The sequence below is a fragment of the Corynebacterium sp. HMSC05D08 genome (genome assembly GCF_001807215.1).
Taxonomy (GTDB): domain Bacteria; phylum Actinomycetota; class Actinomycetes; order Mycobacteriales; family Mycobacteriaceae; genus Corynebacterium; species Corynebacterium striatum.
In genome coordinates this window covers 53,467-69,784 of sequence record NZ_KV788355.1, presented here as the reverse complement: position 1 = coordinate 69,784, position 16,318 = coordinate 53,467, and the positions used below count along the sequence as shown (strand labels likewise).

Genomic DNA, 16,318 nt, shown 5'->3' with positions numbered 1-16,318 from the left:
AGCGACACCAAAAAATTAATGCCCTCTTATCTTAAGAAAGGAAGCCATCATGAAGACCGATGCACGCCGCGTGTATGTCTTTATCGCCATCGGCCTCCTTTCTGCTGTCTTCGTCGGCCTTGGCGTGTGGAAAATCTCCGCGCCTGGACCATCCATGGCAAAGAACCAAAGCGAATCAATGACCCCAGTGGGCCACACCGAATCAACCCAAGCGGAGACTACGCAGACCACAACGAGCAGCCACACATCCAAGCGCGCTCCCAAGAAGAGCTCTGTTGCTCTTCAGAATGACCCATATCTAGCTCCCAACGCCATCACTGGCACCGGTGCTAATTTCGGCCCTACGGCGGTTTATCGCCCAGAAAATCTCTCTTCGCAAAGCCGCGCCACCGCGCAGCAATATGGCGGCAACAGCCACTACGGCACGGGACAAGAACCTTCCAATAACGCACAGCTCGGAACCAGCAGTTCATCTGAATCCGCAGCTACTGCACCCGAATCGCCAACGCAATCTGCTGTACCGAGCCCGGCTCCTCCCCATACAGCAACCCCTACCGAAACCTCACCGAATCGCACGGTGCCCAACGAGAACAAGCGCAAGAGGGGTAGCAACTCTGAGCCGCCCGCCGTCAAGCCTATTGAGCCTTCAGAGCCCGCGGATGATCCCACCAAACAGAATGGAACAGCGGCTCCTGAATCTGAGCCAGCACCTACTACTGACGCAAACGGCAGAACCGTTGACGCGCCACAACCCAGCGTGGAACCGGTTAACCCCAATGCCCCGAAAGAACCTACCGATTACTCACCGGCGGAGGGCTCTGAGTAGGAACCCAATGAACTTGCCGAGCAGCCTGCGAACGTAGAAGCACCCGCGCAGTCCGCTTCTTAAACCTGCCTTTCAAAATGAGAACTCGCATGCCTCTCACCGTACTGACCGCCGAAGAAATTCAAAGCCGCTTTCCCCCTGCCAAAGCTGTGCACGCGTTGCGCTCAACGCTGCAGTCTGGTTTGCAACTAGGAAACGATCCACAACGCAGCTCAATCCCAGTTGAGCACGGTAACTTCCTTATTATGCCCGCGACTGCACCGGAATTGGGATTCGGAATCAAGCTGTTATCCCTTTCGGATCCCGGATACCGCCCCGAGCTACCGAGCATTCAAGGCACATATGTCCTCTTCGATCCCAAGACCCTCTCCCCCTCCCACCTCTTAGAGGGTGAGGCCATTACAAATCTCCGCACGCCGGCTGTTTCTGTAGCTACGGTTCTCAATCTATTAGAAGGCCCCGGAAGTAATGCGACTTCGGCCGATGCCCCACTCAAGGTAGTCATCTTTGGCACCGGCCCGCAGGGCCGTCACCATGCGGCAACGCTTATTGAGACATTGCGAGAAAGGCCCGTTGAGTTTAGCTTTGTCAGCAGGAACCGTCCCGCCCAGCTTGCCCACGCCGCAACGTGGCTAGCTGCTGGCAGCCCCGAAGCCGCCGCAGCACTAGCCGCCGCAGAACTTGTTATCACCGCGACCAACTCCCCCGAGCCGCTCTTTGGGCTGGGCGACGTGCGCGGGGACGCGATAATAATCGCGTTGGGTTCCCACACGCCGCAAGCCCGTGAGATTTCGGGTGAGCTTATGGGGTCGGCAACGATTATCGTCGAGGACGTCGAGACCACCTTTGCAGAAGGCGGCGATGTCGTTCAAGCAGAGGCCGAGGGCTTTATCGACCGCGGCGCCGTCTTGACCATGGCGCAGGTCATTCGCGGCGAAGCAGAAATCTCTCGTGAGCGACCAGTCGTGTTCAAGTTCACTGGCATGGCATGGGAAGACCTAGTGGTCGCCCGCGCCATTGCCGACGAGTTCGCCGCAGCGGGCTAAGCGCACGCGCCTAGACGCGAGCGACGAAGAGCTGGCCGGCTCCGCTTTGGGCGGCGCGCGCCTTTACGACACCCTCTACAGCGGGGAGCCACTCGGCACCGCCAGGAGTAAGAGTTTGGGTATTTCCTTCTGCGTCTTCAAGCTCAACGCTTCCGCCGGTGCACAGTGCAATGGCAGGACCGTCAAACTCGAGTTCAACTTCATCATTGGCCCCTAGCTCCACACGGTCAAGAGCGAACTCGTCGATCGGTACCGGATAGGACCAGGCTTCGGCTCCCTTAACGTTGGGGGCTCCAGCCTTGTCCACCTGCTGCACGCGTGGGTCCGCAACAGATTCGTAGGTCAAGACCTTCACGAGCTCTGGCACATCCACGAACTTCGGGGTGAGGCCACCACGCAGAACGTTGTCAGAGTTCGCCATGATTTCCACGCCCAATCCCGAAACGTAAGCATGGAGCGAACCCGCATTCAGGTACAGTGCCTCCCCCGGCGCGAGAACAATGTGGTTGAGCAGCAGTGCGCCGAGCACACCGATATCGCCGGAGTATTGCTCGTTGAGGTTGATCACCGTACGCATATCGCGTGCCATCCATGCCTCAGCGCCATCCTCAGCAGTGCGGGCGATGAGAGCCTCGCCAGCTTCGACGATGGCAGCGATGAGTTCCTTGCGCTTTGCAGTTGGGATAGTAATCCACGTAGTAAACAGCGCACGCAGGTTCTCAGATTCGGCGGCCGGATCTGGCAGCAACATGCTCAAGTAATGGTCGAGCTGCTTGCAGTCCAGCGCTTTGAACAGCTCCAGCGTGCGCTCAAGTGGGCGGAAGCCTGCCATAGCGTAGAACTCGGTCAAGGCCACGATGAGTTCAGGCTTGTGGTTGTCATCTTTGTAGTTGCGATTCGCAGCGTTCAATGCGATTCCTGCAGCGTTCTCGCGGGCAAAGCCTTCTTCTGCTTGAGCCTTAGAAGGGTGAGCCTGCAATGACAATGGTTCCTCTGCGGCGAGGATCTTCAACAAGAACGGAAGGCGTTGCCCATAAGTCTGTTCGACACGCGCACCTAGCTGCTCGCGGGGTGCTGCGGCGATTACTTCATCAAGACGCTGGCCATCTACTGTCGAAGGATCACCCGGGTGAGCGCCGAACCATAACTCAGCAATAGGCGCTTCTGCCGCTGGTTCGCCTTTGAGCTCCGGAATCATGGTGCGGGAGCCCCAAGAATAGTTTCGAGTTGCGCTGTTGAGCAGCTGCATAAGTGTTTCCTTCTTTTAAGAAATCTCGTAGGCGGTCGCGGCATAGCTCCGCGTAATGAGCTGAAGCGCACGGGCGAGATCACCCAGCGCGGGTTCAGGATCATTGCTTGCTTGGGCAATGGAGTGGGGAAGGTTCGCCTCTTCCTTGCCCCATAAGACAATTTTCAAGGGTACCAAAGGACCCGTTTCCTCTCCCCCGTCGAGTTCGGGGTCATAGAAGATGTCACGAATCGCATTTGCACCAGAATGCTGATTTCGTTCAATCACCATCGGCAGCTCTTGCGCATCGACGTACGTGCCCCCTAGTCCATGGGCAGCCCAAATAGCTGCCGCCATCCGAGCAACCAAGGAGCCCAAATCAACCCGGACTCGTTCTTCGGAGAAAGCATATGGATCAGAGCCGCAGCTATGAACGACTCGCGCCCCTTCAACGAATTCTCGGAGTGCGCGCCCCGGATTGGTAGCAGAATCGTGCTCAGGGCTAAGCGTTTCGAGTTCACGGTCGATTGCGTCAGCCACCTCTTCGAGGCGCCGTGCGACAAGCTCACCTTCTTCTTCGAGGACCGCTTGAATGGCATGAAGGGCAGCAATGCTGCGTGCAGGCGACGCCCCCTCTGCCGTAGGTAGCGTCGGTGCGACCAGGGTAGCCGCAGGCGCATCCTCCAACAAGGGACCACGCGCGGGGCCGACCAAGACCGTAGCGGCTCCTCTCTTATCCGCAGCAATCAGAGCACGCGAGGCCCAATCACACTCGCCGCGCTCACCGATAACGACGACAACGTCCAGCGCACCTACAAATTGCGGCAGGGACTCAGCCACAACGACTGGCACGCGCGAAGGCTCCGCCAAACCCGCAGCTGTATAGGCCGCAGCGCGTGCCACCTGTTCGGTGGGAAGGATGACCAGCGAGCGCGGCTGAGTTCCGCCGAGGTGCTGTGCGAGCTGTTGGATCTCACCCGCCAAAACACGAACCTGGCCGCCCTCGTGCGCGACGTCGAAAAAGCGCACGGTCTCTGGGTCATAGGCCGCGCCGTCAAAATAGCCACTATCCATGGCCCCGAGCATAGCCCGCGACGCCGACATCGATAGCGCAAAAGAGGCTTTCACGCCACTCAGACAGGAAGTTGGGAGAAAAAGTCCAGCCAACAGCCCCGGACTCAGCCGCCGGACCTGCAGCGATTAGTATTAATGACCATGAGCACAGCGAACACCCCGCAGATTCACCCGGTGGTCCTGGTAGGCGGCGGCCCCGGCGCATGGGACCTCATCACGGTCCGCGGCATGTACGCCTTGCAGAACGCCGATGTCATCTTGGCAGATCATCTCGGCCCCACCCAGGATCTGCACAAACTGTGCGATGTCGACGCAAAAGAGGTCATCGACGTTTCCAAGCTGCCCTACCAGCGCCAGACTTCACAGGAAAAGATCAACGAACTGCTCATCGAGCACGCCCGTGCGGGCCGCAAGGTCGCCCGCCTCAAGGGCGGTGACCCCTATGTCTTCGGCCGTGGCTTCGAGGAAGTTCAGGCGCTCGCTGCCGCCTCGCTGCCTGTGGAAGTGATCCCTGGCGTTACATCTGCCGTATCCGTGCCCGCCCTTGCCGGCGTGCCTGTCACGCACCGCGGCGTCGTCCACGCTTTCACCGTTGTCTCTGGGCACCTCCCGCCTGGCCACCCCAAGTCCTTGTTGGACTGGGGCGCGCTTGCGCAGTCTGGCGCCACCCTCAGCATCATCATGGGCGTAAAAAATGCCCGGGCCATTGCCCAGGCAGTACAAGATGGTGGACGCTCACCGCAGACCCCAGTCGCCTTCATCCAAGAGGGAACCATGGAAGGTGAGCGCACCTTCCGCTGTACCCTCGGGTCCCTCGGCGAGACGGTAGAGTCCGCGACCATTGCCCCGCCGGCCGTCTTTGTCATCGGAGACGTTGCGGGGCTTACGACTTAGCTTCCCCCTTATTGGGCCCCTATTGGGCGCGCACCGACGCCCGCTTCGCGCAGTGATCAGCCTCTGGCTCCTGTTCAGCGATGACTTTGAATCCCCGACCAGAGCGAGCCGAGTGTCCACGCGGTGCATGGAACGCTGCGTGCGCATCACGCTCAGCGTTTTCAGCTTCAAGCTCTGCCGCCCGCGCGGCCCTGGTGCGGCGCGCGCCCAGCGTGGTGGTCGCAATTCCGACCACAGCGATGGCAACCTGCACCACCGGAATCACCCAGCTAGCGACCTCCCAGCCGAAGTAGGTCTCCGCGCCACCGATGACCTTGCCCACGTTCAGGTCAACAATCGCGGTGCCCACGAACCCGCCCAGAACCACAGGGTTAACGCGCGAGATGAGCCAAGCCGCAATCGGGGCGGTGATGGCGCCACCGATGAGCAGCGCGATGACCGCAGCCAGGTGCGCCACAATTTCGTGCCACAGCCCCACGATGAAGCCAGCGGTAGCGCCAAAGGTCACAAGGAACTCCGCGGTATTTACCGTGCCCACAATACGCCGCGGCTGCTCCCGCCCAATGGCCATCATCGTTGACGTAGAAACCGGCCCCCAGCCGCCGCCACCTGTCGCATCCACGAATCCACCTACCAAGCCGAGGCCGACAAGGAAGCCCGTGGAGTGCTGACGCTTATATGCCGAGCGCTTAGGACGCGGGCGGGAAAAGCGCCACACCAGGTTCGCGCCGATGGCCACGAGGATGAGTGTCGTGATGGGCGCAGCCGATTCCGTCGAAACGTTGGAGAGCACCGTTGCCCCTATGAATGCGGCGATGGCGCCCGGCACACCCAGTTTGAACACCGTAGGCCAATGCACATTTCCAAAACGCCAGTGGCTCAAGCCAGAGACCAACGTGGTTCCCAGCTCAGCGGTGTGCACCACCGCGGAGGCCTGCGCAGGACCTAGGCCCGCCAGCAGCAAAATGGTGGTCGAGGTTACGCCGAAACCCATGCCGATTCCGCCGTCGACAAGCTGCGCCGCCGCACCGGTTAGCGCGATAAGAATGAGGGATCGCATCTTTTATCGTCCGATCTGTACAAGCTGTCGAGTCTGATAAGGCAGGCCCGCTGCATGAACAAAGCGGTGGGAGACGATTCCCGCAAGGTCAACGCCTAGCGGGGAGTCTACATGCGCTGGGGCTTCCGCGAGCAGGTCAAGAAGTAGACCTTCAGTAACGAACAGCGGCAGCACCCGCACCGAGCTATAAATACGCGCCTGCTTGGCGACGTCTTCCCTACCGCCCCGTGTAGCAAAAGCCACTGAGGTACTCACGCCGGTCAAGTCAGACACCCGCACCGCTAGGCGCGCAATGGCCTGGTTGGTTTGCAGATTCGATGAGCCCACCGAGTAGATGACCAAATGATCGGTCATCGGCGCGCACTGTGGTTGGCAGCCTGCGCGCTGCGCCAGCACCTGCGCCATGTCGGCCCCAGTGCCCAGCGAGTCACTGCGCAGCAGGCGCAGCCCGGAGGCTTCCTCTGCCGCAGCGATGGCCTCCGGCACGTCCACGCGATGGTGGTAGCCCTCAGTAAAAAGCAGCGGCACCACCACGGCCTCGGTTTCCCCGCGCGCTGCGAGCTGCTGCGCTGCCGTGGCGAGGTCAGACTCGTTGAACTCGAGGTGCGCACACTGCCAGTGCGCGACGTCGGCAAGCGCGGCGGCGCGTTGGGTAAGCGCCTCGATGCCAGCTACCGCCTTCGGGTGACGCGAACCATGCGACAACGTGATGAGGGAGGTCATGGTTATTCCTTGGGGATCGCAGTGACGTGGCCGCGACGCTGGAGCGATCGCTGCAACGCCTCGTTGGAAGAAACAGTCTTCGCCGGGGCGACGGGAGCGTCGTCCTGACCATGAAACATCACGGAGAAAATCCGCAGGCATTCAGTGCATTTCCAGGCAAACTCCCCTTCCTCATCCGGGAAGAGCCCGGTGCCCCCGCAGTACGGGCAGTACATGGGGTGGTTGCGGTTGGGATTGGGCTTGCGTCGGAAATTCACTGCAGATCCTCCTCAGCGGCGCGCAGAACCCAGTGGCGGAATTGCTCGCCTTCCGCGCGCTGCTCCTTGTACTTGTTAACCAAGCGGATGACGTAGTCAGGCACCTCGTCCGCAATGACCTTGTGGCCACGCAGCTTGCGGCCCCAATCCGGGGACAGGCCCAGCGCACCGCCCAGGTGCACCTGGAAGCCCTCGACGCGGTTGCCGTCAGCGTCGGTGACAATCTGGCCCTTCAGGCCGATGTCGGAGACCTGCGAGCGGGCGCAGGCGTTCGGGCAGCCGTTGAGCGCAATGGATATCGGAACGTCCAGGTCACCCAACGTGTCCTCGAGGATGTCCACGAGTTCGATGGCGCGGGCCTTGGTGGTCACGTGCGCGAGCTTGCAGAACTCCAGGCCCGTGCAGGAGATGACGCCCCGGCGGAACTCGGAAGGCTGGGAATACAGGCCGGTCTCGTCGAGTGCCCGGGAAAGCGCCGGGATGTCCTCTTCCTTGACATCGAGGAAGAGGAGCTCCTTCATCGGCGTGGTGCGGATGCGGGTGATACCGAACTTCTCAGCGACGTCGGCAATGGCGATTAGCTGCTCGCCGGTGGCATGGCCCACGGTGGGTTTCACACCGAGGTAGTAGTTGCCGTCCTGTTGCTTGTGCACGCCCAAGTGATCGCGGGAACCGGGCTCTACAACGAGTGGCTCGCCGTCGAGAAGCGGTGCGTCCAAGTACTCGGTCTCTAGGACCTCGCGGAACTTCTCGATGCCCCACTCAGCTACCAGGAACTTTAGGCGGGCGCGGTTGCGGTTGCGACGGTAGCCGTAGTCGCGGAAGATGCGGGCTACGCCTGCCCAGACCTCAGGAACGCGCTCCAACGGGACCCAAGCGCCCAGGGACTGGGACAGCATCGGGTTGGTGGACAAGCCGCCGCCAACGAAGCAGTCGAAGCCAGGACCATATTCAGGGTGGTTGACGCCGACGAAGGCAATGTCCTGAATCTCATGGGTGACGTCCTGGCGGCGGTTGCCGGAAATCGCGGTCTTGAACTTGCGCGGGAAGTTGTGGAATTCATCGCGTGGCAGGTAGTTCTCCACAATGTCGTCGATTGCCGGGGTGGCATCGATGATCTCGTCTTCTGCCACGCCCGCGACTGGCGAACCGAGGATGACGCGTGGGACGTCGCCGCAGCCCAGCAGCGTATCGAGCCCTACGGCGCGCAGTTTTTCCCAGATTGTGGGAACGTCCTCGATCTGAATCCAGTGCAACTGGATGTTCTGGCGGTCCGTAAAGTCCGCGGTGGAGCGAGCGTAGTCGCGGGAGATTTCGCCCACGGTGCGCAGCTTGGCCGGGTCCACGCGGCCACCGTCGAAACGCACGCGCATCATGAAGTACTCGTCCTGCAGCTCTGTGTTGCTCAGCTTAGAAGTCAGCTCGCCGCCCAGGTTCTGGTTGCGCTGGGTGTAGAGGCCGAGCCACTTAAAGCGTGGGGCAAGATCCTCTGGCGGAATCGACTTAAACCCCTGCTTGGAGTAGATATCGATGACGCGCTGGCGAGCGGACAGGCCGCCGTCTTCCTGTTTGATCTCCTCGTCGGTGTTGAGCGGCTCCTTGCCGTCAATCTTCCATTGCCCCTCGGGCTTGCGCGGACGAGCCTTGCGTTGTGGTTTCGTTGCGGTAGTCATGGGGATGAACACTTGCCTTTCGTCGTGGATGACAAAAACCTACCGGTCTAGGAACCATAGACAAAGCGGTACGGATTAATTTCACCACTCTTTACATTGTGAGCTGGGACAACGTCGCCACGCTGGAAGAATCTAAATAATCAAGTTGCCCAGCGTTCCAGAAAGCGGTTCAATAAACCCCACGCTCACACGCTTTTAGCAGACTGATCAGTCTAATATTCATTAAAAGAACTAGAACAGCTAGTATTACGACCAGTAACCGAATTCTTTAGCTGTTTATTGATTTGAGGAAAGGCCCACTACTCACATGTCGCAAGCCCCACTGAAGGTAGCCGTCATCGGCGCTGGCCCAGCAGGTATCTACGCCTCTGACATCCTGGTCAAGAAGACCGGTGGCAACGTCCAGATCGACCTCATCGAGCAGATGCCAGCTCCCTTCGGCCTCATCCGCTACGGCGTAGCCCCAGATCACCCACGCATCAAGGGCATCGTTAACTCCCTGCACCGCGTCCTGGAGACCGAGCAGATCCGCCTCATCTCCAACGTGCACATCGGCCGCGACCTCACCGTCGAGCAGCTCAAAGAGCACTACGACGCCGTAGTCTTCGCCACCGGTGCCGTAGGAGACCGCGTCCTCGACGTGCCGGGGGCAGACCTCGAGGGCGTCCACGGCGCCGGCGAATTCGTGGGCTTCTACGACGGCAACCCGCGCTTCAACCGCGACTGGGATCTCTCCGCTGAAGAGGTAGCCGTCGTGGGCGTGGGTAACGTGGGCCTTGACGTCGCCCGCATCTTGGCCAAGACCGGCGATGAGCTCAAAGTCACCGAGATCCCAGACAACGTCTACGAGTCCCTGTCCAAGAACAAGGCTCACACCGTGCGCGTCTTCGGCCGCCGCGGCCCGGCACAGGCAAAGTTCACCCCGCTGGAGCTCAAGGAGCTCGACCACTCCCCGACCATCAACGTGGTCGTGGACCCGGAGGACATCGACTACGACGAGGCTTCCCTCGAGGCACGCGCCAACTCTAAGTCCCAGGATCTGGTTTGCCAGACCCTGGAGGGCTACGCCATCCGCGAACCGAAGGAAGCACCACACACCCTGCAGATTCACCTGTTCGAGCAGCCGGTTGAGATCCTCGGCGAGAATGGCAAGGTCACCGGCATCAAGACCGAGCGCACCGCCCTCAACGGCGACGGCTCCGTCTCTGGGACCGGCAAGTTCACCGAGTGGCCGGTTCAGGCGGTCTACCTCGCTGTGGGCTACCGCTCCGACGCTATCGACACCGTTCCTTTCAACTCCGAGAAGAACGTCATCAACAACGACGGCGGCCACGTCACCGAGCTCGACGGCACCATCGTCCCTGGCCTCTACGCCACTGGCTGGATCAAGCGCGGCCCGGTGGGCCTCATCGGCAACACCAAGTCCGATGCCTCCGAGACCATCGGCATGCTGCTTGACGACGCCGAGGCAGGCAAGCTCTCCCACGCTTCCGAAGAGGACATCACGGAGACCCTGAAGGCTGCGGGCGTGGAGTTCCTCTCCTGGGATGGCTGGAAGAACCTCGATGCGGCAGAGCGCGCACTCGGCGAGGCCGAGGGCCGCGAGCGCAAGAAGTACGTCGAGTGGGAGGACATGGTTTCCCACTCCCGCGGCTAATTTTCCCGAATAAAAGCGCCAGCACAATGCTGACGCTTTTTGTGTTTTGCGGCGCAGCCGGGGCGGCGCGGCTCAGCCGCTGCAAATGTACCGTTTCTTGCAATTAAGCAGGCAAAGATGAGCTGTTCGGCTTCACTATTCACAAGGAAAGGTACGAGCTCTATGGACCGAGATGTGCGGCAATCGTGGCGGCATCCAGGAGCCTTTTTCCTGCAAATAGCGGGCCAAAACACACAATTTTAGGGTGCTATTTACAGGAAACGGTACGAACAACAGAAGAATGGTCGCCACGAAGGCGCCCGCACGGGGAAAGCGCCTAAGCGCGGATGATTCCAAGCACCTCATCGACGATGGCCTGGACCTCATCAACAGTCTTCGCCTCAACGTTGAGACGCAGCAGTGGCTCAGTGTTCGAAGCGCGCACGTTAAACCACGCATCCGTGCCCTTCAACTCAACGGTCACGCCGTCCAACTCGTCGACAGACTCAATCTTGTCCGCCAAACCATCCAGCACAGCCTGGGTTGCAGCCTTCTGGTCCGCCACGGTGGAGTTGATCTCACCGGAAGCCTCATAACGCGAATACTGAGCCATCAGCTCGCTCAACGGCTTATCGGTCTCCCCCAAAGCAGCCAGCACGTGCATCGCAGCCAACATGCCGGAGTCCGCATTCCAGAACTCCTGGAAGTAGTAGTGTGCGGAGTGCTCGCCGCCAAAAGCAGCCTTCTCCTTGGCCATCTGCGCCTTAATGAACGAGTGGCCCACCCGGGTACGCACAGCCCTGCCACCATTTTCGGCAATCAGCTCCGGCACCGTCTTCGACGTGATCAGGTTATGGATGATCGTCGAACCTGGGAACTTCTGCAAGTAACGCTGCGCCACCAACGCACAAATAGCTGACGGCGAAACAGCATCACCATTCTCATCGACCACAAAGCAACGGTCCGCATCACCATCGAAGGCAAGGCCAATATCAGCCTTCTGCTCAGTGACAAACTTCTGCAGATCTACGAGGTTCTTCGGATCCAGCGGATTAGCCTCGTGGTTCGGGAACGTGCCATCCAGCTCGAAGTACAAATCACGGACATCAAACGGCAGGCCCTCAAACACAGCCGGAACCGTATGGCCACCCATGCCGTTAGCAGCGTCTACCGCCACAACCAATGGACGTGAAGACTCCAGCGGCACCAAAGAACGCAGGAAGTCCGCATAGTCCGGGAGCACCTCGCGCTCGCTGACAGAGCCAGGCTCGCCGTCAAAGGCCGGCACGCCCTCAATCAGCATGCCCTTGATAGCCTCCAGGCCAGTCTCCTGCCCCACCGGCACAGCACCCGCACGGCACAGCTTGATGCCGTTGTACTTCGCCGGATTATGCGAGGCAGTAAACATCGCACCCGCACAATCCAAAGAACCAGCCGCAAAATACAATTCATCAGTCGAAGTCAGGTTCAACTTGATGACATCCAAGCCCTGAGAAGCCACGCCCTGCGCAAAAGCGTCAGACAACGCCGGTGAAGAAGGACGCATGTCGTGCCCCACCGCCACCTTGGTCTCCCCTTCACCGCGCAAAATAGCGGCATAGGCAGCACCGGTGTCACGAACGAAGTTCTCATCAATATCTTCGCCCACGACGCCACGGACGTCATAGGCCTTAATAACGGCATCTAGCTGTTCACGAGTACGCATAACCTGCAATACTACCCCTTTTGCATATGCAAGAACGGACAGCGGCCTAGGAACAGGATTTTTAATCTTCTCTATTTTTAATCTTCTCTGACGCGATGATGATTGCCGCGGTCGACGTCGCTAAGCGCGGCTTCCTCACTCTCGTCCCGCACAACCGTCAGGTGGGCGCGACGGTGTTGCTTCGCCTCACTGACACGTCGAGTGCGAAAAACCGGGTGATTTGAGCTATCCGGATCTGCACCATCGAAGTTCGCGGCGTAGTCGATGGGGTCAGAACCGGAGCCAGCACCATCGTCCACCAGGCCGGTGGTCACACGGCCAGCCTCACGCACGGCCTCAGCGAGTGCCATGAGGTCATCTTCCTCGTCCAGCTCGATGCGATCCACGCGCACCATCTCCCAGCCGATGGGGGCGGTGATGCGGGAGCTATGCTTCTCGCACAGGTCCCAGCTATGCGGGTCAGTCTCCTCCGCAAGCGGGCCAACGACGGCCGTCTGCTGTGAATATGCGTAGGTCAATGTTGCCACGGCAGGTCGGCCGCAGCCTGGGCGAGAGCAATGACGAGAATGATTCACGGCAATGAGTCTAAACCCTTACTTGAGATTTGAATAGTCGGAACTCGGCGCGCCCCGCACCGAAAAGCACCTGCGGAGTCCTAAGATCACGCTCATGACCATGCGCCGCCCACATGTACGCCCGTTCCGCAATCGCCGTGGACGCGGCATGCGCGGCCCACTCCTGCCACAGACGACACCGCGTTTCCGCAGCAACAGCGAGCGCTTCGACATGGCAGTCCTCGAGGCCTACGCCCCGATTCAAAACGCCTTCGCGGAGCAGCTCGCGGGCCTCGACCTAGCTGTGGACACAGTTCCCCGCATGCGCCTTTCAGCAGACATGACCGTGCTGCCTGAAGAAATCATTGCCGATGGCCCGGTCCCTCTCGGACGCGTAGTTCCCGCCGGTGTGGATTCGGCCGGCCGTCCTACCCGCGCACGAATGGTGATCTTCCGCATGCCCATCGAGGAACGCGCACAGAATCCTGGAGAGCGGGAAGAACTCTTGGGGACAGTCCTCACCGCACTAGTGGCGAACTATCTAAATCTTGACCCCGAAGACGTCGACCCAAGGTTTAGTTGTTAAAGAAAAATCCCCCACCTAGCAGACGCTCAACCGAAAAAGTTGAACAGAACTAAACGGGGGACTTGAGCTAAGTCGGCTTTAGCTAACTAGCCAATCTCACGCTTGAGGCGGCGACGCTCACGATCAGACAGGCCGCCCCAGATTCCGAAGCGCTCGTCATGCTCAAGGGCATACTCGAGGCACTCATCACGCACCGCGCAGGCCTGGCAGATGCGCTTAGCCTCACGGGTGGAGCCTCCTTTTTCTGGAAAGAAGGCTTCAGGATCGGTCTGCGCGCACAGTGCCTGGTCTTGCCACTCCTGCTCGACGGCGCCAAAAAGCTCGTCAAGCGACATCTCTGCGGCAGCACCGCCACGGAGAATAGCGCCATTATTCGAGTTTTTCTCCACGCTACTTCCTTTCTCCGAGGTTGGGTTGTTCTTACTTAGTGGCACCGACTGTACACCAGGACCAACAAAGCCAGTCCGGCACCGCCGATGCGTTTGATTACACTGATGTTATTTCACACCGGATCACTAAATATCGTCAACCTGACCAGAGTCCATTTTGCCCAAATTCGCCAAAAACGCAGCACACGATCCTCAACTTTCACATCCGTCACACAGATCCCCCCATGGGGGTAAGGTGTGGGGGTACTACATATAGTGGTGCCTCATGATCCTGTAAACAATTCCCAGGTTTGATCGGCGTGTCGCCACCACTCTGAATTTTCTAGTGGATCTCAAAAAACACTTTGGCCACTTTGATCCCATGTAGCACCCAGCGGTTACGCAAGCCCATAAAAATATCCCCCACCAGTGTCAATAGAGACAATGGTGAGGGAAACCCTCCAGCTCGAGCTTTAGGCGTCTGAGCTAAAGCGCACGCCCGCGTCAGGAATCTGCACGCCCGGGAAGACGCGCATGCCGCCCTTGAGCTCACAGCGCGCACCAATCACAGCGCCTTCGCCTATAACGCAGTTATCAATGTGCGCATTCGCCCCGATGTGAGCACCAGAGGCGATAATCGAATTGCTGATTACTACGCCAGGTTCGATTGTCACGCCGTCAAAGACCACTGTGCCGTCCAAACGCGAACCGGCCCCCACCTCAGAGCCACGGCCCACTGCCGTACCCGAAAGCAGCAGGACGCCGCCAGCAATACCCGCGGAATCATCCACCACGGATTCACCCGTGCGGCCCTCCAGCAACGGCGAGTGCGCAATACCACGCACCAAGTCCGAGGAACCGCGTACAAAGTCATCCGGGCGGCCCATATCGCGCCAGTAGGAGTTGTCCACGTGGCCCACTACCAAGCGGCCTTCCTCCAGCAGATTAGGGAAGGTCTCACGCTCGACCGAAACCACACGGTCAGCCGGAATGCTCTCGATAACTTCGCGCTTGAAGATGTAGCAACCAGCGTTGATCTGGTTGGTTGGTGGATCCTCGGTCTTCTCCAGGAACGCCGTCACGCGGCCATTGCTGTCCGTCGGCACGCAGCCAAACGCACGCGGATCCGCCACGTTGAGCAGGTGCATTGTCACGTCGGCGTTCTTCTCATGGTGAGTCTGCAGGATGCCGTTGAGGTCCATGCCGGAGAGCACGTCACCGTTGAAGACCATCACCGTGTCGTGGCGCAGCTTGTCATACACGTTGCGAATGCCACCACCGGTTCCCAGCGCGGTCTCTTCCACCACGTACTCGATCTCTAGACCCAAGTCAGAGCCGTCACCGAAGTACTCCTCAAAAACCTCCGCTTTAAAGGAAGTCGACATCACCACGTGGTCGATGCCAGCAGCCTTAATACGTGCCAGCAAGTGCTGCAAGAACGGGTAATTTGCAGTCGGCAGCATCGGCTTTGGAGTACCGATGGTCAGCGGACGCAAACGCGTGCCGCGGCCGCCTACAAGGATGACGGCGTCGGCGGAGGCACCCCATTGGGTAGCTGCTTCAGTCATAACGAGGATTCCTTATTCGAATTAATCGACGTGTTATATCGGCAGATGTTGTATCGGGCTAAGTTTATAAGGCAAAAGGCGTGAGTATTAACTACGGCACGCAAGTGCCGTAACCGCATAGGCACGCAGCGTCAGGCCAGCTCTTAACACGAGCCGAATTGGCGCTTGCCACCAGTGAGGGTGACGGTCGGCCTGGAAGCGATACGCAGAATCATGGTGGGCGTGTAACATCGCGCCGGCGTGAGCCTGCGTCGAGTGGCCCTTAGCGTGGGTAATTATGGCATCTGGGCAGAAGACGTTGTTCCAGCCAGCGCGGCTAAAACGGTCACCCAGGTCGACGTCCTCCATGTACATGAAATAGCGCTCGTCAAAGCCGCCAATCTGTTCAAAAGCTTCCCAGCGCACCAGGAGGCAGGAGCCTGATAGCCAGCCAGCTACACGCTCTACTGACATGTCTTTATCATCTCGGTACGCGCGGGACCATGGGTTGCCCGGCCAGATTGAGCCAAAGAGGGCGTGTCCAATCCCGGTCACCAGCGTCGGCACAGCACGAGCTGAAGGATAGTTGGACCCGTCCGGCTCTACGATGCGCGGGCCCACAGCCGCGGCCTGTGGGTTGCGGCGCGCGCACTCGAGCATGGTGTCCAGAGCCCCTGGCGTGAAGGTGACATCTGGGTTGCTAATGAGGAAGAACTCATCGTCGACCTCCCCCAAAGCACCGCTCTTGATGAGGCGTGCTCCCGCGTTCATTCCGCCGCCGTAGCCGATGTTTCCACCCGTGTCTAAAAACACAACGTTGGCGTGGCTTTCCGCGGCCGCCTGCGGGACCCCATCGGTGGAGCCGTTATCGGCTAAGACCACCGTGGTGGGTTGCTGGGTGGCATTCTCCAGCGAATCGAGGAAATCCCCAAGGTAGTGGCCCGGCGAATAGGTCACCGTCACCACTGCAAGGGGAGCGTTATTTTCTGTGTTCACGATGGTCCATAGCGTACCCATACTTGACGGGAGGATGCTGCCAAGACACTGCGAGCTAGAAGAAAATCATACGCAGATCACGATTTCGCGCTTACCTCGCCTAAACTGTCACAAGACTAAAACAAATTAGGCATCGGAATCACCA

The 16,318-nt window shown here is 59.5% G+C and carries 16 protein-coding genes; 5 read left to right on the top strand and 11 right to left on the bottom strand.

Annotated elements, in window-relative coordinates; all coding sequences use genetic code 11:
- Positions 1–49: 49 nt before the first annotated feature.
- Complete coding sequence (locus HMPREF3148_RS11185; protein ID WP_070509143.1) at positions 50–826, top strand: hypothetical protein; 777 nt, start codon at positions 50–52, stop codon at positions 824–826.
- A gap of 89 nt (positions 827–915) precedes the next feature.
- Positions 916–1,872, top strand: coding sequence for an ornithine cyclodeaminase family protein (locus HMPREF3148_RS11180; protein WP_070509141.1), 957 nt, complete (start codon positions 916–918; stop codon positions 1,870–1,872).
- Positions 1,873–1,882: 10 nt separating this feature from the next.
- Here HMPREF3148_RS11180 and manA read toward each other — a convergent pair whose 3' ends face one another.
- Together manA and HMPREF3148_RS11170 are read right to left on the bottom strand one after the other, a co-directional pair.
- A complete protein-coding gene (gene manA, locus HMPREF3148_RS11175; RefSeq protein WP_005528160.1) occupies positions 1,883–3,121 on the bottom strand; it encodes a mannose-6-phosphate isomerase, class I in 1,239 nt (412 codons plus the stop codon).
- A 15-nt stretch (positions 3,122–3,136) separates the two neighbouring features.
- Positions 3,137–4,174 (bottom strand): MurR/RpiR family transcriptional regulator, encoded by a 1,038-nt coding sequence (locus HMPREF3148_RS11170; RefSeq protein ID WP_049146886.1) that lies wholly within the window; start codon positions 4,172–4,174, stop codon positions 3,137–3,139.
- A gap of 135 nt (positions 4,175–4,309) precedes the next feature.
- Here HMPREF3148_RS11170 and cobA point away from each other — a divergent pair, with 135 nt between their 5' ends.
- Entirely contained in the window at positions 4,310–5,068 is a 759-nt protein-coding gene (cobA, locus tag HMPREF3148_RS11165) for a uroporphyrinogen-III C-methyltransferase (protein ID WP_053093403.1), read from the top strand.
- A gap of 19 nt (positions 5,069–5,087) precedes the next feature.
- Here the strand turns inward: cobA and HMPREF3148_RS11160 are convergent, their stop codons facing one another.
- Genes HMPREF3148_RS11160 through HMPREF3148_RS11145 form a run of 4 tightly spaced genes read right to left on the bottom strand, consistent with a single transcriptional unit; the run spans position 5,088 to position 8,781 of the window.
- Entirely contained in the window at positions 5,088–6,128 is a 1,041-nt protein-coding gene (locus HMPREF3148_RS11160) for a sulfite exporter TauE/SafE family protein (protein ID WP_070509140.1), read from the bottom strand.
- 3 nt (positions 6,129–6,131) lie between these two features.
- Positions 6,132–6,851 (bottom strand): sirohydrochlorin chelatase, encoded by a 720-nt coding sequence (locus HMPREF3148_RS11155; protein WP_049063001.1) that lies wholly within the window; start codon positions 6,849–6,851, stop codon positions 6,132–6,134.
- Between the two features lie 2 nt (positions 6,852–6,853).
- The gene (locus HMPREF3148_RS11150; RefSeq protein WP_046645119.1) at positions 6,854–7,108 is read right to left on the bottom strand and encodes a hypothetical protein; all 255 of its coding nucleotides are present in this window, start codon (positions 7,106–7,108) and stop codon (positions 6,854–6,856) included.
- A complete protein-coding gene (locus HMPREF3148_RS11145; RefSeq protein WP_049063003.1) occupies positions 7,105–8,781 on the bottom strand; it encodes a nitrite/sulfite reductase in 1,677 nt (558 codons plus the stop codon). The genes HMPREF3148_RS11150 and HMPREF3148_RS11145 overlap by 4 nt, the downstream gene beginning before the upstream one ends.
- A gap of 307 nt (positions 8,782–9,088) precedes the next feature.
- On the opposite strand from HMPREF3148_RS11145, the gene HMPREF3148_RS11140 reads away from it, so the two are divergent.
- Positions 9,089–10,438, top strand: a complete 1,350-nt coding sequence (locus tag HMPREF3148_RS11140; RefSeq protein ID WP_049063004.1) for an FAD-dependent oxidoreductase — start codon at positions 9,089–9,091, stop codon at positions 10,436–10,438.
- A gap of 316 nt (positions 10,439–10,754) precedes the next feature.
- On the opposite strand, the gene HMPREF3148_RS11135 is transcribed toward HMPREF3148_RS11140, so the two are convergent.
- Both HMPREF3148_RS11135 and HMPREF3148_RS11130 read right to left on the bottom strand, forming a co-directional pair.
- Positions 10,755–12,122 carry a phosphomannomutase/phosphoglucomutase gene (locus HMPREF3148_RS11135; protein WP_049063007.1) on the bottom strand — a complete coding sequence of 456 codons (1,368 nt, stop codon included), beginning with the start codon at positions 12,120–12,122 and terminating at the stop codon, positions 10,755–10,757.
- A gap of 77 nt (positions 12,123–12,199) precedes the next feature.
- The gene (locus tag HMPREF3148_RS11130; RefSeq protein ID WP_080548590.1) at positions 12,200–12,697 is read right to left on the bottom strand and encodes a DUF3499 domain-containing protein; all 498 of its coding nucleotides are present in this window, start codon (positions 12,695–12,697) and stop codon (positions 12,200–12,202) included.
- Between the two features lie 94 nt (positions 12,698–12,791).
- On the opposite strand from HMPREF3148_RS11130, the gene HMPREF3148_RS11125 reads away from it, so the two are divergent.
- On the top strand, positions 12,792–13,262 hold the full coding sequence (locus HMPREF3148_RS11125) for a metallopeptidase family protein (protein ID WP_049063009.1): 471 nt from the start codon (positions 12,792–12,794) through the stop codon (positions 13,260–13,262).
- 86 nt (positions 13,263–13,348) lie between these two features.
- Here HMPREF3148_RS11125 and HMPREF3148_RS11120 read toward each other — a convergent pair whose 3' ends face one another.
- The 3 genes from HMPREF3148_RS11120 to HMPREF3148_RS11110 form a co-directional block, all read right to left on the bottom strand.
- Positions 13,349–13,597, bottom strand: a complete 249-nt coding sequence (locus HMPREF3148_RS11120) for a WhiB family transcriptional regulator (protein ID WP_005528147.1) — start codon at positions 13,595–13,597, stop codon at positions 13,349–13,351.
- A 506-nt stretch (positions 13,598–14,103) separates the two neighbouring features.
- A complete protein-coding gene (locus HMPREF3148_RS11115) occupies positions 14,104–15,198 on the bottom strand; it encodes a mannose-1-phosphate guanylyltransferase (protein WP_005528146.1) in 1,095 nt (364 codons plus the stop codon).
- Between the two features lie 87 nt (positions 15,199–15,285).
- Complete coding sequence (locus HMPREF3148_RS11110; protein WP_049063890.1) at positions 15,286–16,194, bottom strand: glycosyltransferase family 2 protein; 909 nt, start codon at positions 16,192–16,194, stop codon at positions 15,286–15,288.
- Positions 16,195–16,318 lie beyond the last annotated feature (124 nt).

Bases quoted from the DNA above. Each gene is read 5' to 3' on its own strand.
- HMPREF3148_RS11125 (WP_049063009.1), top strand. From the start codon at position 12,792: ATGACCATGCGCCGCCCACATGTACGCCCGTTCCGCAATCGCCGTGGA.
- HMPREF3148_RS11180 (WP_070509141.1), top strand. From the start codon at position 916: ATGCCTCTCACCGTACTGACCGCCGAAGAAATTCAAAGCCGCTTTCCC.
- HMPREF3148_RS11145 (WP_049063003.1), bottom strand. From the start codon at position 8,781: ATGACTACCGCAACGAAACCACAACGCAAGGCTCGTCCGCGCAAGCCC.
- HMPREF3148_RS11185 (WP_070509143.1), top strand. From the start codon at position 50: ATGAAGACCGATGCACGCCGCGTGTATGTCTTTATCGCCATCGGCCTC.
- HMPREF3148_RS11115 (WP_005528146.1), bottom strand. From the start codon at position 15,198: ATGACTGAAGCAGCTACCCAATGGGGTGCCTCCGCCGACGCCGTCATC.
- HMPREF3148_RS11120 (WP_005528147.1), bottom strand. From the start codon at position 13,597: ATGTCGCTTGACGAGCTTTTTGGCGCCGTCGAGCAGGAGTGGCAAGAC.
- HMPREF3148_RS11170 (WP_049146886.1), bottom strand. From the start codon at position 4,174: ATGGATAGTGGCTATTTTGACGGCGCGGCCTATGACCCAGAGACCGTG.
- cobA (WP_053093403.1), top strand. From the start codon at position 4,310: ATGACCATGAGCACAGCGAACACCCCGCAGATTCACCCGGTGGTCCTG.
- manA (WP_005528160.1), bottom strand. From the start codon at position 3,121: ATGCAGCTGCTCAACAGCGCAACTCGAAACTATTCTTGGGGCTCCCGC.
- HMPREF3148_RS11135 (WP_049063007.1), bottom strand. From the start codon at position 12,122: ATGCGTACTCGTGAACAGCTAGATGCCGTTATTAAGGCCTATGACGTC.
- HMPREF3148_RS11110 (WP_049063890.1), bottom strand. From the start codon at position 16,194: ATGGGTACGCTATGGACCATCGTGAACACAGAAAATAACGCTCCCCTT.
- HMPREF3148_RS11155 (WP_049063001.1), bottom strand. From the start codon at position 6,851: ATGACCTCCCTCATCACGTTGTCGCATGGTTCGCGTCACCCGAAGGCG.
- HMPREF3148_RS11140 (WP_049063004.1), top strand. From the start codon at position 9,089: ATGTCGCAAGCCCCACTGAAGGTAGCCGTCATCGGCGCTGGCCCAGCA.
- HMPREF3148_RS11160 (WP_070509140.1), bottom strand. From the start codon at position 6,128: ATGCGATCCCTCATTCTTATCGCGCTAACCGGTGCGGCGGCGCAGCTT.